Origin of the sequence: Lentzea kentuckyensis (genome assembly GCF_002150765.1) — a bacterium.
GTDB classification, from domain to species: domain Bacteria; phylum Actinomycetota; class Actinomycetes; order Mycobacteriales; family Pseudonocardiaceae; genus Lentzea; species Lentzea kentuckyensis.
Genome location: NZ_MUYM01000064.1, coordinates 1 through 17,063, shown reverse-complemented (window position 1 = coordinate 17,063; position 17,063 = coordinate 1). Strand labels below are relative to the sequence as shown.

The following is a 17,063-nucleotide window of genomic DNA, read 5'->3' as shown; positions in this document are numbered from 1 at the left end:
GGATCAGTTGGCGCCGGTCTGGCCGAACTCCTGGTCGATGAACGCCAGCACCTCGTCCGCGCTGGCCGACTCGATCTGCTGGGCCACCGCGTCCGCACCGGCCGCACTCGCCGGCTGGCCCCACTTCTCCAGCAGCCTGCGCAACCGGGTCGTGAGCCCTGCCTTCGTGTCCTCGTCGGGTTCGCTCGCCGTGAGCAGCGCGTCCAGGCGATCGAGCTCGGCCAGGGCGGAAGAGCCCTCGTCCGGCACGTCGCCCACGCCCAGGGCACTGACCAGGTGGCCGGCGAGGATCCGCGGGGTGGGGTAGTCGAACGCCAGGGTCGCGGGCAGCCTCAGTCCCGTCGCCGCGTTCAGCCGGTTGCGCAGCTCCACGGCCGTCAGCGAGTCGAGCCCGAGCTGACGGAACTCCCGTTCGGGCTGGATCAGCCCCTTGCCGTCGTGCCCGAGCACCGAGGCGACCTCCGAGCGGACGAAGTCGACGACGAACGGAACGCGCTCGGCGGTCTTCACCAGCAGCAGCCGCTGACCGAGCCCCGCCTGGCCAGAGCCGCCCGCCGCCGCGGTCCGGCGGCCCACCTTCACCAACCCCCGCAGGAGCGCGGGCACCTCGCCCGACACCCTCCAGTCGCTGGTGCCGGTCAGCGCCACCGCGGCCTCGTCCGACCCCGTCGCGGCGTCGAAGAGCGCCAGCCCCAGTTCGGTGCTGATCGGCGGCAGCCCGTCGTTCTTCATCCGTTGCACGTCCGTGCCGGCGAGCGCACCCGTCATCGCGGTGGCTCGTTCCCACAACGGCCAGGCGAGCGAGATCGCGGGCAACCCCTCGCCGCGGCGGTACTCCGCGAGCGTGTCGAGGAACGCGTTGGCCGCGGCGTAGTTCGCCTGCCCGGCGTTGCCGACGACGCCCGCCAGGCTGGAGAACAGCACGAACCCGGCGAGGTCCAGCTCCCTGGTCAGGTCGTGCAGGTGCAGGGCCGCGTCCACCTTCGGCCGCATGACCGCGTCCAGCCGCTGCGGCGTCAGCGCGCTGACGACACCGTCGTCGAGGACACCGGCCGCGTGCACCACCGCGGTCAGCGGATGCTCGGCGGGAACGGTCCCGAGCAGCTCGGTCAGCGCACCGCGGTCCGCGACGTCGCAGTTGGCGACCGTGACCACCGCACCGAGTCCGGCGAGCTCGTCGAGGAAACCCGGTTCGGTCTCGCCGGTGCGGCTGACCAGCAGCAGGTGCCGCATGCCCCGCTCGGCCACCAGATGCCTGGCCAGCTCGCTGCCGAGGCCACCGGTGCCACCAGTGATCAACACCGTTCCGTCGGGATCCCACTCGCGCGGCATCGTGAGGACGATCTTGCCGACGTGCCTGGCCAGGCTCATGAACCGGAAGGCCTCCCTGGCCCGCCGCACATCCCAGGTCCGCACCGGCAACGGCTGCAACGCGCCCTGCTCGAACAGGTCCGCCAGGTCGAGCAGCATTCGCCGCATCCGGTCCGGGTGGACCTGACTCACGTCGAACGGGTGGTACTGCACCCCGGCCAGGTCCGCGGACCGCCTGAGGTCGGTCTTGCCCATCTCGACGAACCGGCCGCCCTCGCAGAGCTTCCTCAGCGAGGCGTCCACGAACTCGCCCGCGAGCGAGTTCAGCACCACGTCGACGCGGGGGAACAGCTGCTCGAACTCGGTGGTCCTGGACGAGGCGATGTGGTCCTCCGCGAGCCCGAGGGAACGCAGCACCTCCCACTTGCTCTCGCTCGCCGTCGCGAACACCTCCGCCCCGAGGTACCGCGCCAGCTGGATGGCCGCCATGCCCACACCACCGGCGCCGGCGTGCACGAGGACTCGTTCGCCTGCCTTCAGCCCGGCCAGGTCGACGAGACCGTGGTAAGCGGTCGTGAACACGGTGGGAACCGCTGCCGCGATCTCGTCGGTCCAGCCCTCCGGCACCGGCACGACGTAGCGTTCGTCCACCACGGCGACGGGCCCGAAGGTTCCGGTGAACATCCCCATGACGCGGTCACCCGGCCGCACCGCGGTCACGTCAGGACCGGTCTCGGTGACGACGCCCACCGCCTCGGAACCCAGCAGCACCCCGTCGCCCGGATACATCCCGAGCGCGTTGAGCACGTCGCGGAAGTTCACCCCGGCAGCCGTGACCCGGACGCGGACGTCCCGGCCGCCCAGCGGCTCCAGCACCTCCGGGCAGGGCACCAACGCCAGCGCTTCGAGGCTGCCCTTGCTCGCGGTGTCCAACCGCCACGGGACGTTCACCGGCGGCACCAACGAATCCACGGCGCGCAGCCGGGCCACGTGGACCGTTCCGCCACGCAGCGCGAGCTGTGTCTCCCCCGCCGCGGCCAGACCGACGACCCGGGAGACCTCCGCCGGTTCGTCGGTGTCCACCAACAGGACGCGGTCCGGGTTCTCCGACTGCGCGGACCGGACCAGTCCCCACACCGCCGACGCCGCCAGATCCGCCACGGCGTCGTCAGCGCCGACCGCCACCGCGCCGCGCGTCACGAACACCAGACGGGAAGCCGCGAAGCGGTCGTCGGCCAGGAAGTCCTGCAGCAGGGCCAGCACCTCGGCCGTGACCGACCGGGGGTCCGTGCCGCCGGACACCGGGACCAGCACGTAGTCCGGCGGCGCGGAAGCGAGCTCGGGCAGCGAGCCCACCACGGTCGTCAGGTCCAGCTCGAACTGACACCCCACCAGGCCGAACGTGGCGTCGGGCGGCGCAGGCACGGCGTCCACCGCCACCCATCGGACGTGCAGCAGCGACTCCGGCCGCACGACCGGCACCGCCTGCTGCTGACCGGTCCGGAAACTCAGGGAACCGGCCGATACGACCGGCCTGCCCTCCGGGTCCACGGCGACGAGCGAGACCGACTCGTGGCCGGTCTTCGCCAACCGCACCCGCATCAGCGAGGCACCGGACGCGTGCAGCGAGACGCCCTGCCAGGAGAAGGGCAACATGCCCTGGTCGTCGCCGATGTCGAGGTACGACGTCGCGTGCAGCGCCGCGTCGAGCAGCGCGGGGTGGAGGCAGAACGCCGCACCGTCGCGCACGTGTTCCGGCAGCTCGACCTCGGCGAAGACCTCGTCACCACGCAGCCAGGCGGCCTTCAGGCCCTGGAACGCGTCACCGTAGGCGAAGCCCACCTCCGCGAAGGCGGCACGGCACTCGCCGAGATCCACGGGCTCCGCTCCGGCGGGCGGCCAGGCCAGCGTGCCGTCCGACTCACCGAGCACCTCCTCGGCCAGCATCCCGGTGGCGTGCTGGGTCCACTCGCGATCGGCGCCGTCCGCGGTGCGCGAGTGCATCCGCAGTTCGCGGCGACCGGAGTCGTCCGGCGCGCCGACCCACACCTGCAACTGCACAGCTCCGGTCTCGGGCAGCACGAGCGGTGCCGCCAGGGTCAGCTCCTCGACCTGGCCACAGCCGACCTCGTCCCCCGCCCGGATCGCGAGTTCGAGGAACCCGGTGCCGGGGAACAACGCCTGGCCACCGATCCGGTGATCACCCAGCCACGGCTGGGTCGAGAGCGACAGCCGCCCGGTCAGCACCACCTCGCCCGAGCCCGCGAGCGGCACGGCCGCGCCCAGCAGCGGGTGCGCCGCCGAGCCGAGCCCCATGGCCGCGACGTCTCCGGCGAAGCCCGTCGCCCGCGGCCAGTACCGTTCGTGCTGGAACGGGTACACCGGCAGCTCGGCCCAGCGCCCCGCGGGCACGACCTGCCGCCAGTCGACGTCGACGCCCCGGACGAACGCCTCGGCCAGGGAGGTCAGCACCCGCTCGTGCGAGTCGTCGTCCCGTCGCAGCGTCCCCACCACCGCGGCGTCGACGGCGTCCTGAACGGCCGCGGTCAGCACCGGATGCGGGCTGCACTCGACGAAGACCTCGTGACCTCGCTCGGCCAGCGTCTCGATCGCGGCGTGCAGCCGAACCTGGTTGCGCAGGTTGTCGTACCAGTAAGAACCGTCCACAGAGGACTTTCCGATCCACTCGCCGGTGACGGTCGACAACCACGGAATCTCACCGTCGAGCGGCGTGAGCCCGCCCAGCGCCTCGCCGAGTTCGGCCTCCAGCAGTTCCACGTGGGCCGAGTGCGACGCGTAGTCCACCGGGATCCGCTTCGTCCGCAGACCGGCACGCGCACAGGCCGCACCGAACTCGTCGAGATCGTCCACACCGCCGGAAACCACGACGCTCGCCGGACCGTTCACGGCGGCGATCGACAACCGGCCGAGGTGCTCGGTCACGGCGTCCGGTCCGGCCGAGACCGACATCATCCCGCCCTTGCCGGACAACACCCGGCCGATCAGCCGGCTGCGCACCGCCACGACGCGAGCGGCGTCCTCCAGCGACAACACCCCTGCCACACAGGCCGCGGCGATCTCACCCTGGGAATGCCCCACCACAGCGGCGGGCACGACTCCGTGCGAACGCCACCATGCCGCGAGCGACACCATGACCGCCCAGGACACCGGCTGAACCACGTCGACGCGGTCCAGTTCCCCGCCCTCGCGCAGTACCTCGGTCAGCGACCAGTCGACCCAAGGCGCCAACGCCCGTTCACAGGCCTCGATGCTGTCGCGGAACACCGGCGAGTTCTCCAGCAGCCCCCGCCCCATGCCCCGCCACTGGGCGCCCTGTCCAGGGAAGACGAACACCGGGCGGCCATTGCCGGTGGCGACACCACGCGCCACCTCGGTGACACCGTCCGCCGTCGCCAGCGCGACCGCGCGATGCTCGAACACGGAGCGGCGCAGAAGTGCCGCGCCCACGTCGGTCCGTGAGTGCTCGACCTGCCGCAGGCCCTCCGCCAGCGCCGTCAACGCCTCACCGGACTTGGCCGACATCACCCAGGGGACGACCGGCGGCTCGGCCGAGGCCGGTTCGTCCGCCGGCCCTGCCTGTTCCAGGATCACGTGGGCGTTGGTGCCGCTCATGCCGAACGACGACACCGCGGCCCTGCGCGGCCGATCCAGTTCCGGCCAAGGCGTGTTCTCGGTCAGCAGCCGCACCGCACCCGCGGTCCAGTCCACTCGCGACGACGGGGTCTCGGTGTGCAGCGACCTCGGTGCCACGCCGTGGCGCAGCGCCAGGATCATCTTGATGACACCGCCGACGCCCGCGGCACCCTGGGTGTGGCCGATGTTCGACTTCAACGAACCCAGCAACAGCGGCTGGTCCCGGTCCTGCCCGTAGGTGGCGACCAGGGCCTGCGCCTCGATCGGGTCACCCAGCGTCGTGCCGGTGCCGTGTCCCTCCACGACGTCCACCTCGGAGGTGCCGAGCCCGGAACTGGCCAGCGCCTGGCGGATCACCCGTTGCTGTGAAGGACCGTTCGGCGCGGTGAGCCCGTTGGACGCACCGTCCTGGTTCACCGCGGAGCCGCGGACCACGGCCAGCACCGGGTGACCGTTGCGCTGCGCGTCCGACAGGCGCTCCAGCACCAGCATCCCGACGCCCTCACCCCAGGCGGTGCCGTCCGCGCCGTCCGCGTACGCCCTGATCCGCCCGTCCTTCGACAATCCCCGCTGGCGCGAGAACTCGATGAACATCTCGGGCGTGGACATGACGGTCACACCGCCCGCCAGCGCCAGCGAACACTCGCCCGCACGCAGTGCCTGCACCGCCCAGTGCATGGCCACCAGGGAGGAGGAGCACGCGGTGTCCACGGTCACAGCCGGGCCCTCCAGCCCCAGCGAGTACGCCACCCGGCCGGAGGCCACGCTCGGTGAGGTGCCCGTGCCCCGCATTCCCTCGTACTCCGCCGACTCCAGCAGCGTGCCGTAGTCGTTGAAGATGACTCCGGCGAACACACCGGTCTGGCTGCCGCGCAACGACTGCGGGTCGATCCCGGCCCGCTCGATCGCCTCCCACGAGGTCTCCAGCAGCAACCGCTGCTGCGAGTCCATCGCCAGCGCCTCACGTGGCGAGATCCCGAAGAAGCCGGCGTCGAAGTCTCCGGCGTCGTGCAGAAAGCCACCGGCGCGCGTGTACGCGGTGCCGTGGTGGTCCGGGTCCGGGTGGTAGAGCCCGTCGAGGTCCCAGCCACGATCGGCCGGGAAGCCGGTGATCGCGTCCTCGCCCGCCGTGACGAGCCGCCACAGGTCGTCGGGCGAGGCGACGCCGCCGGGATACCGGCAGGCCATGCCCACGACCACGATCGGGTCGTCCTGCGTCTGCACCCGCGGCAGCACGGGGTTCGGTGCGGGAGCGTCCGATCCCAGCAGCTCGTCCCGCAGGAACTTCGTGAGCACCAAGGGGTTCGGGTAGTCGAAGACCAGGGTGGCCGGCAGTCGCAGCCCGGTCGCGTCCGCGAGCCGGTTGCGCAGCTCGACCGCGGTCAGCGAGTCGAAGCCGAGAGCGCGGAACTCCCGGCCGGCCTCGACGCCGGTCCCGCTGTCGTGGCCGAGCACCAGCGCGGCCTGGTTGCGGATCAGGTCGAGGAGCAGTTCCTCGCGCTCGGCTTCCGGCAGCCCCGCCAGCCGGTCGGCGAGGCCTGGCGCGGTGGCGTCGGCCGAGGCCGCCGTGCGGCGGCCGGTCGTCCTGACGAGCCCTCGCAGGAGCGGTGGAACGTCGTCGCGGGAACGCAGGGCGGAGTAGTTGGGGATCAACGGCACGACCAGGCTCTCGTCGGTGCCGACAGCGGAGTCGAACAGCTCCAGGCCCTGCTCGACCGCGAGTGGCGGGAATCCTTCCCTGGTCATCCGCCTGATCTCGGCGTCGGTCAGCGACCCGGCCATGCCCCCGGTGCTCTCCCACAGCGGCCAGGCCAGCGAGATCGCCGGGAGCCCGAGGTTCCTGCGGTGCTCCGCGAGTGAGTCGAGGAAGACGTTCGCCGCGGCGTAGCCGGCCTGACCGGGGTTGCCCAGAACTCCCGAGATCGACGAGAACAGCACGAACGCCGCCAGGTCCATGTCCCGCGTCAGCTCGTGCAGGTTCCACGCGGCATCGACCTTGGGCCTCATCGCGGTGTCCAGCCGCTGCGGCGTGAGTGATCCGATCACACCGTCGTCGAGAACACCGGCGGCGTGCACCACCGCGGTCAGCGGACGCTCGGCGGGGACACCTGCCAGCAGCTCGGCGAGAGCGTCCCGGTCCGCCGCGTCGCAGGCGACCACGTCGACCGTCGCACCGAGCCCGGTCAACTCCTCGACGAGCTCGGGTGGCATCTGCCCGCCGCGGCTCGTCAGCAGCAGGTGCCGGGTCCCGTGCTGGACCACCAGGTGCCTGGCCAGTTCCCTGCCCAGTGCGCCGGTGCCACCCGTGATCAGCACCGTGCCGTCGCGGTCCCACGCCTTCGGCACCGTGAGCACGATCTTGCCGACGTGCTTGGCCTGGCTCATGAACCGGAACGCCTCCGGTGCCCGGCGGACGTCCCACGTGATCACCGGCAGCGGCGCCAGCACGCCACGCTCGAACAGGCCCACCAGCTCGACGAGCATCTCCTGGATCCGTTCCGGGGCCACGATTCCGACGTCGAAGGTGTGATAGTCCACATCGGACAGTTCGCTGGCGTCCCTGACGTCGGTCTTGCCCATCTCGACGAACCGGCCGCCAGGACCGAGCAGTCGCAACGACGCGTCCAGTGCCTCGCCGGCCAACGCGTTGAGCACGACGTCGACGCGGGGGAACTTCGTTTCGAAGTCGAGCGTCCTGGACGAGGAGATCCGGTCGTCGGGGATGCCCATCGCGCGCAGCACGTCCCACTTGCCCTCGCTCGCGGTCGCGTACACCTCGGCGCCGACGTGCCGGGCGAGCTGGACCGCCGCCATGCCGACGCCGCCGGCACCGGCGTGGATCAGCACGCGTTCTCCCGCTTCGAGCCGAGCCAGGTCGAGGAGACCGTGGAACGCCGTGAGGAACACCACCGGAACGGACGAGGCGGTCTCGTCGGACCAGCCGTCCGGGACACGGATCACCAGACGCTCGTCGACGACCGCCACGGGGCCGTAGCTGCCGAAGAGCATCCCCATGACCCGATCACCCGGCCGCACGCCGGTCACGTCCGGGCCGACCTCGGCCACCACGCCGGCGGCCTCACCGCCGAGCAGACCAGCCTCACCGGGGTACATGCCCAACGCGTTCAGCACGTCGCGGAAGTTCACCCCGGCGGCCGACACGCGAACGCGGATCTGACGGCCGGTCAACGGCTCCAGCACCTGCGGGCAGGGCAGAAGAGCCAACGCCTCCAGACTTCCCTTGCGCGTGCTGTCCAGTCGCCACGGCACACCCACCGGCGGTACCAACGTCTCCGTCTGGGCGAGCCTCGGCACCCGGATCACACCACCGCGCACGGCAACCTGAGTCTCACCGGCTTCCAGCAGCCCGGCCACGCCGACCGCGGCCTCCACCTCGTCGGAGTCGACCAGGAGCAGCCGACCCGGGTTCTCCGACTGTGCCGAACGCACCAGTCCCCAGACCGCGGCCGCCGCCAGGTCCACAACGGACTCGTCGCCGTCCGTCGCGACCGCACCGCTGGTCACCAGGACCAGCTTCGACCGGTCGTACCGCTCGTCGGCCAGGAACTCCTGCAGCAGCCCGAGAACGCGCGCGGTCAACGCCCGAACCGCCTCCGGTCCGGTGCCGCCGGAGACCGGGACGAGCACGAATTCCGCGACCACGTCCAGTTCGGCCAGGGAGTCGACGATCCGGCAGTCCGGCGAGGAAAGCACGTCGCCCGTCCACGTCGTCCACCTGAGCCGGAGCAGCGAGTCCAGCCGGGTCCGTGCCGGCTCGGCGGACATCGCACGGAACACCAGGGAATCCACCGACACGACCGGCTGGCCTTCGGGGTCCGTGGCCACCAGTGCGATCGAGTCCGGACCGGTCGCGGTGAGCCGTACCCGCAGCACCGACGCGCCGGACGCGTGCAGAGTCACGCCCTGCCACGAGAACGGCAGACCCGCGGCACCGTCGGTCAATGACGACGCCTGCAGCGCCGAGTCGAGCAGCGCCGGGTGAATCCCGAACGCACCGGCGCCGGGCAGGTCCGCGGGCAGTTCGACCTCGGCGTAGATCTCGCCGCCCAGTCGCCAGGCCGACTTCACGCCCTGGAACGCACCGCTGTAGACGAACCCTGCTTCGACGAACGCCGGGTAGAACTCCCCGAGGTCGATCGGCTCGGCGCCCTGCGGCAGCCACTCACCGACCTGTGGCGTGGAGCTGCCTTCCGCCAGAGTTCCGCTGGCGTGCAGGGTCCACTGCCGCTCGCCGCCGTCGACCGGCCGCGAGTGCACCAGCAGTCCGCGACGCCCCTTGTCGTCCGGCGCGTCGATGCGGACCTGGAGCTGCACCGCTTCCCGTTCCGGCAACACGAGCGGCGCGGTGAGCAGAAGCTCCTCGACCCGGCCGCACCCGACCTCGTCCCCGGCACGAACAGCCAGTTCGAGGAAGCCGGTGCCGGGAAAGAGCACCACGCCGCCGACGCGATGCCCGGCGAGCCACGGGTGGGTCGACAACGACAGCCTGCCGGTGAGCAGTACCTCGTCCGAGCCCGCCACCGGCACCGCCGCGCCCAGCAACGGGTGCGCGGGGGCGCCAAGCCCTGCGGCGGCCACATCTCCCGCCCGCGACACGATCGCGGCCGGCCAGTACCGCTGATGGTCGAAGGCGTAGGTCGGCAGGTCCACCAACCGTCCTGCGGGAACGACTTCCCGCCAGTCCACGTCCACACCGTTGACGTACAACCGGCCGAGCGCGGTCAGCAGCGTGATTTCCTCGTCACGTTCCTTGCGCAGCAACGGCACCGACGGCACATCGTCGATCAACGCCGACAACACACCATCCGGCCCCAGCTCCACGACCATCGTCGCACCGGCATCGGTCAGCGTCTGGACGCCGTCGGCGAACCGCACGGTCTCCCGCACATGCCGCACCCAATACTCAGGCGCACCAAGCTCATCCGTCACCAGTGCACCGGTCACGTTCGACACCACCGCGATGCGGGGCTCGCCGAACGACAAGCCTCGGACAACCTCGGCGAAGTCCTCCAGCATCGGCTCCATCAACGGCGAGTGGAACGCGTGCGACACCCGCAACCGCGAGGTCTTGCGATCGGCGAACGCGGCCAGTACACCGTCCACAGCGGACACTTCACCCGCGATCACCACGGAGTCAGCCTTGTTCACCGCCGCAATCGACACACCGTCGGTCAGGTGCGGCGCGACCTCAGCCTCGGTGGCCTGCACCGCCACCATCGCCCCACCCTCGGGCAACGCCTGCATCAGTTGAGCACGCGCGTCAACCAACGCACACGCGTCGGCCAGCGACAACACGCCCGCGACGTGAGCGGCGGCCACTTCGCCGATCGAATGCCCGCCCACGAACTCCGGGCGAACTCCCCACGACTCCAGCAGCCGGAACAACGCCACCTCAACCGCGAACAACGTCGGCTGAGCAAACTCCGTGCGGTTCAGACGTTCCTGATCTGCACCCCACATCGCCTCACGCACGGCAGGGTCGAAATGTCCAAGAACCTCATCCAACGCGGCAGCGAACACCGGGAACCGTTCAGCCAGACCACGGCCCATCCCCACCCGCTGCGAACCCTGACCAGAAAACACAAACGCCACACGCTGATCAGAAGACACACCACGAGCCACCTCGGCGACGCCGGCGTCAGTCGCCAGCAACACCGCCCGGTGCTCGAACACACTCCTTGCACACAAAGACCAACCGACGTCGACCCGAGAGTCCTCAACGGACTCGAAGCGCTCGACCTGAGCCGCCAGCGCCGGCTCCGACTTCGCGGACACCACCCACGGCACGACCGGCACCTCCACCGACACCGGTTCGTACACCGGCTCGGCCTGTTCCAGGATCACGTGCGCGTTCGTTCCGCTGATCCCGAACGAGGACACACCGGCACGACGCGGGCGACCCACCTCCGGCCACGCGGTGTTCTCCGCCAGCAGCTCCACCGCGCCCGCCGACCAGTCGACCTGCGCCGAAGGAGCGTCGAGGTGCAGGCTCTTCGGCGCCACACCATGACGCAACGCCTGCACCATCTTGATCACGCCGGCGACGCCCGCGGCTGCCGCGGGGTGGCCGAGGTTCGACTTCACCGACCCCAGCAACAACGGCTGGTCCCGATCCTGACCGTAGGTCGCGAGCAGCGCCTGCGCCTCGATCGGATCACCCAGCGTCGTCCCGGTTCCGTGCGCCTCCACCACGTCCACCTCGGACGGGGACAGTCCCGCGATCGACAGCGCGCGGCGGATCACGCGGCGTTGCGACGGACCGTTCGGCGCGGTCATGCCGTTCGACGCGCCGTCCTGGTTCGTCGCGCTCGCCCGGATCACGGCGAGGACGCGATGCCCGTTGCGTTCGGCCTCGGAGCGTCGCTCCACCACCAGGACGCCGGCGCCTTCTGACCAGCCGGTGCCATCGGCGGTGTCGGCGAACGCCTTGCACCGCCCGTCCGACGACAACCCGCCCTGGCGGGCGAACTCCTCGAAGATGAACGGATCAGGAATCACGTTCACGCCGCCGACCAGCGCGAGCGAACAATCTCCCTGGTGCAGAGCCTGAATGGCGACGTGGAGAGCGACCAGAGACGACGAGCACGCCGTGTCCACGGTCATCGCCGGGCCTTCCAGCCCCAGCGTGTACGCGACCCTGCCGGAGATGGCACTGGTGACGCTGCCCGTGAGCACAAGGCCCTCGGACTCCTCCGTCAGCAGCTCGGAGTAGTTGACGCTGCCAGCTCCGACGAACACGCCGGTCTGGCTGCCCCGCAACGATCGCGGGTCGATCCCGGCCCGCTCGACCGCCTCCCAGGACACCTCCAGCAACAACCGCTGCTGCGGATCCATCGCCAGCGCCTCGCGCGGCGAGATGCCGAAGAAGCCCGCGTCGAACCCGGCCACGTCCTCCAGGAACCCGCCGGAACCCGTCAGTTCGGGATCCCAGCCTCGGTCGGCGGGGAACTCCGCGATCGCGTCACGTCCCGCGACCACCAGCTCCCACAGGTCGTCCGCCGATGCGACCCCACCGGGGAAGCGGCAGGACATGCCGACGATCACCACGGGATCCTCGGCCGGTCCGCCGACTGCGGTCGTCCGCACCGGCACGTCGGCCCGCGCCCCGAACAGCTCCGCCAGTAGATGATCAGCGAGGATCTCCGGCGTCGGATGGTCGAACGCCACCGTCGACGGCAGCGTGAGTCCGGTCGCGGTGGCAAGCCGGGCCCGGAGTTCCACCGCCATCAGGGAGTCGTAGCCGAGGTCGCGGAACGCCCTGTCCACGGCGACCGCGCCAGGACCGTCGTGCCCGAGCACAGCGGCCGCCTGCGTCCGCACGACGTCCAGCGCCGCACGCCGGCGCCCGGCCTCGTCCAGGCCCTCGAGACGCCGCCGGAACAACGGCTCCGCGCCATCCCCGCCATCTGCGGCACCGAGGATCTCGGCGACCTCCGGCAGCCCGGTCAGCAGCGCGCTGCCACGCCCCGAGGTGAACAGCGTGGCGAACTTCGACCAGTCGATGTCCGCCACGACCACGGCCGTCTCGTCGTGATCCAACGCGCTGCGCAACGCCGCGATGGCAGTGGCCGGGTGCATCGGCCGGATTCCCTGTCGCCGGAGCCGAGCGTCGGCGCCGGGATCCGCCGCCATTCCCGCTTCGGCCCACGCGCCCCACGCCACCGAGGTGGCCGGCAGGCCTTCCGCCCGCCTGAGTCCGGCCAGTCCGTCCAGGTAGGCGTTCGCGGCCGAGTAGGCCGCCTGACCGCCGCTGCCCCACACACCGGCGATCGAGGAGAACAGCACGAACGCCGTCAGCCCGTGCTCTCGGGTCGCCTCGTGGAGGTGCCGGGCCGAGGTGACCTTCGACCGCAGCACCGCGGTCAGCTGCTGACGGGTCAGTCCCGACAGCTCCTGGTCGTCCACCACACCAGCGGCGTGGAACACCGCCGTCAACGGCAGTTCCGCCGGAATCCCGGCGAGCACGGCGTCGACCGCGTCCCGGTCGGCGGCGTCACCGGCGACGACACTCACCTGGGAACCCAGTGCCGTCAGTTCGTTCCGCAGTTCCACGGTGCCTGGCGTGTCGATGCCGCGCCGCGACATCAGCACCAGATGCTCAGCACCGTTGTGCGCCAGCCAGCGCGCCACGACGCTGCCCAGCCCACCGGTCCCACCGGTGATCAGCACGGTGCCCGCCGGGCTCCAGGTGCCGCCGGCCCGCGCCGAGCTCCGCGCCTTCACCAGCCGCCGGCCGAACACTCCAGCCGGCCGTACGGCGATCTGGTCCTCAGTACCGGACGAGGTCAGCACACCGCGCAGACGGGTGGCGACGCCCTCGTCGACCACGGCCGGCAGGTCGACCAGTCCGCCCCACCACCGCGGGTGCTCCAGCGCCGCGGCCCGGCCGAAGCCCCAGATCGACGACTGCTCCGGACTGGTCACCGGATCGTCGTCGCCCACGGAGACCGCGCCCTGGGTCACGCACCACAACGGCACGGTTTGGCCGGTGTCGGCCATGGCCTGCGTCAGCACCAACGTCAGTTCGACGGAACCCGCCAGGCAGACCACACCCGAGAACGGGCCCGTCGCGACGAGCAGCTCCGCCAGCGCGGCCCGGTCGATCGTTTCCGCGACCTCGAGAAGCTCCGTGTCCGCGCCCAGCGCGGCGGTCACCACGCCGACCCGCTCACGATCGGACTCCCCCGCCGGCACGACGACCAGCCATCGGCCCACGCCACCGGCCACCGGCGCCGAAGCCAGCCGCGACCAGGAAATCCGATAGCGCAACGAATCCACCACGGACGACAGCTGCCGGCGCGCACGCCACGACGTCAGTGCGGGCGCCAGCACGGAGGCCGCGTCGTCGTCGATCCCCAGATCGGACGCGAGAGCTCCGACATCGGCCCGGTCCACCACAGCCCAGAAATCCGCGTCCACGAACCCGGCGTCGTTCGGCCGACCGATCTCCGGCCAGTACCGCTGGTGGTCGAAGGCGTAGGTCGGCAGGTCCGCCAGCCGTCCGGCGGGAACCACTCCCCGCCAGTCGACATCAACCCCGTTGACGTACAAACGCCCGAGCGCGTTCAGCAGCGTGGTTTCCTCGTCGCGTTCCTTGCGCAGCAACGGCACCGCGGGCACATCGTCGATCAACGCCGACAACACACCGTCTGGGCCCAGCTCAACGAACATCGTCACACCGGCGTCGGTCAGCGCCTGGACACCGTCGGCGAACCGCACCGTCTCCCGAACATGCCGCACCCAATACTCCGGCACGCCAAGCTCATCCGTGACCAGCGCACCGGTCACGTTCGACACCACCGCAATGCGCGGCTCACCGAACGACAAGCCCTCCACTACCTCGGCGAACTCCGCCAGCATCGGCTCCATCAACGGCGAATGGAACGCATGCGACACCCGCAACCGCGAGGTCTTCCGGTCCGCGAACGCCGCCAACACGCCGTCCACAGCGGACACTTCACCCGCGATCACCACCGAGTCGTGCCGGTTCACCGCAGCGATCGAAACACCGTCGGTCAGGTGCGGCACGACCTCGGATTCGGTGGCCTGAACCGCCACCATCGCCCCACCCTCGGGCAGTGCCTGCATCAACCGCGCCCGCGCACCAACCAACACACAAGCGTCATCAAGAGACAACACGCCCGCGACATGCGCGGCAGCCACCTCACCAATCGAATGCCCACCCACAAAATCAGGGCGCACACCCCACGACTCCAACAAACGGAACAACGCCACCTCAACCGCGAACAACCCCGGCTGAGCAAACTCCGTACGGTTCAACCGATCCTGATCCGCACCCCAGATCACCTCACGCAGAACCGGATCAAACCGCGACAGCACCTCGTCCAACGCCTCAGCGAACACCGGGAACCGCTCAGCCAGACCACGGCCCATCCCCACCCGCTGCGAACCCTGACCAGAGAACACAAACGCCACACGCTGGCCGGAGGCCGTACCGCGAGCCACCTCAGCGACGTCGGTCTCGGTCGCGAGCAACACCGCCCGGTGCTCGAACACCGAACGCCCCAGCAAGGTCCAGCCCACGTCGACCCGCGGGGCGTCGGCCGAACGCAACCGTGAGACCTGAGCCGCCAACGCCGACTCCGACCTCGCCGACACCACCCACGGCACCGCCGGCACCTCCACCGGCTCCGGCACCTCCACGACCGGCGCCTGTTCGACGACCACGTGCGCATTCGTGCCACTGATCCCGAACGACGACACACCGGCGCGGCGCGGACGATCCACCTCCGGCCAGGACACCGCCTCGGACAACAGCTCCACCGAGCCCGCCGACCAGTCCACATGCGACGACGGCTCATCCACGTGCAACGTCTGTGGCACCACACCATGGCGCAACGCCTGCACCATCTTGATCACACCGGCCGCACCGGCGGCGGCCTGCGTGTGGCCGAGGTTCGACTTCACCGACCCCAGCAACAACGGCCGATCCCGATCCTGACCATAGGTCGCCAGCAACGCCTGCGCCTCGATCGGATCACCCAGAGCGGTACCCGTGCCGTGCGCCTCGACAACGTCCACATCGGACGTGTTCAGCCCCGCCACTGCCAGTGCCCTGCGGATGACCCGCTGCTGCGACGGGCCGTTCGGCGCCGAGAGGCCGTTCGACGCACCGTCCTGGTTCACCGCCGAACCGCGCACCACCGCCAGCACACGGTGCCCGTTGCGCTGAGCGTCGGACAGACGCTCGACCACCAGCACTCCGACGCCTTCACCCCAGCCGGTGCCGTCCGCCGCGTCCGCGAACGCCTTGCACCGGCCGTCCGCCGCGAGTCCGCCCTGGCGGGAGAACTCCGTGAACACCAGGGAATCCGCCATGATCGACACACCGCCGGCCAGCGCGAGGGTGCACTCGCCGCCGCGCAGCGCCTGCACGGCGAGGTGCAACGCCACCAGGGCCGACGAGCACGCGGTGTCCACCGTGACCGCGGGGCCCTCGAAGCCGAAGGTGTAGGACACCCGGCCGGAGATGACGCTGGTCGTGTTGCCGGTCAGCACCAGGCCCTCGGACCCGTCGCCCAGCAGGCTCGCGTAGTCGGTGCCCGACGCCCCGGCGAACACGCCCGTCTGGCTGCCCCGCAACGATCGCGGGTCGATTCCGGCGTGCTCGATCGCCTCCCAGGACGTCTCCAGCAACAGCCGCTGCTGCGGATCCATCGCCAGCGCTTCCCGTGGCGAGATCCCGAAGAAACCCGCGTCGAACCCGGCCACGTCCTCCAGGAACCCGCCGGAGTCGGTCGAACCGCGCTCCGCGCCGAGATCCCAGCCACGATCACCGGGGATGCCGGCGATCGCGTCCCGGCCGGAGACGACCAGGTCCCACAGCTCGTCCGCGGACGTGACGCCACCGGGGAACCGGCAGGCCATGCCGACGATCGCGATCGGGTCGTCCGTCGTGGCGGCGACAGGTGCGGCCGGCGCGACGATCGGGCCGTCCGAGCCTGTCAGCTCCCGCACCAGGAACTCCGCCAGGGCGTCCGGTGTGGGGTAGTCGAACACGAGGGTGGCGGGCAACCGCAGCCCGGTGGCGGCGACCAGCCGGTTGCGCAGTTCGATCGAGGTGAGCGAGTCGAAGCCCAGGCCCCGGAACTCGACGCCCTGGTCGATCGCGCTCGGGCTGCCGTGCCCGAGCACCGCCGCCGCCTCCGCGCGGATCAGCTCGACCAGCGCCGGGATCCGCTCGTCGTCGGGCAGGCCGACCAGACGCCGGGCCAGGGAACCCGCGGTGCCGGAAGACCCGGCCCGAGCCGCGGTGCGCCGGGTGATCCCGNNCGCCACGTCCAGCCGGAGCGGAACCGTCAGCGCCTCGTCCAGGTTGACCGCCATGTCGTACAGGCGCAGGCCCTCCTCCACCGACAGCGGCGGCATGCCGTCCCTGGTCATCCGGTGGATGTCGGTGTCCGACAAGGAGGCCGTCATACCGCCGGACTGCTGCCAGGCGCCCCACGCCAGTGAGCGCGCGGGAAGACCCGTGCTCCTGCGGTTGTGGGCCAACGCGTCCAGGAAGGCGTTCGCCGCCGAGTAGGACGCCTGGCCCGGACTGCCCATCAGTCCGG

At 70.9% G+C, this 17,063-nt stretch carries 1 protein-coding gene; it reads right to left on the bottom strand.

Features of this window, described 5'->3' with window-relative positions; genetic code table 11:
- Positions 1 to 3 precede the first annotated feature (3 nt).
- A partial coding sequence (locus tag B0F77_RS49990) for a type I polyketide synthase (RefSeq protein WP_143466942.1) occupies positions 4 to 17,063 on the bottom strand: 17,060 nt, incomplete at its 5' end.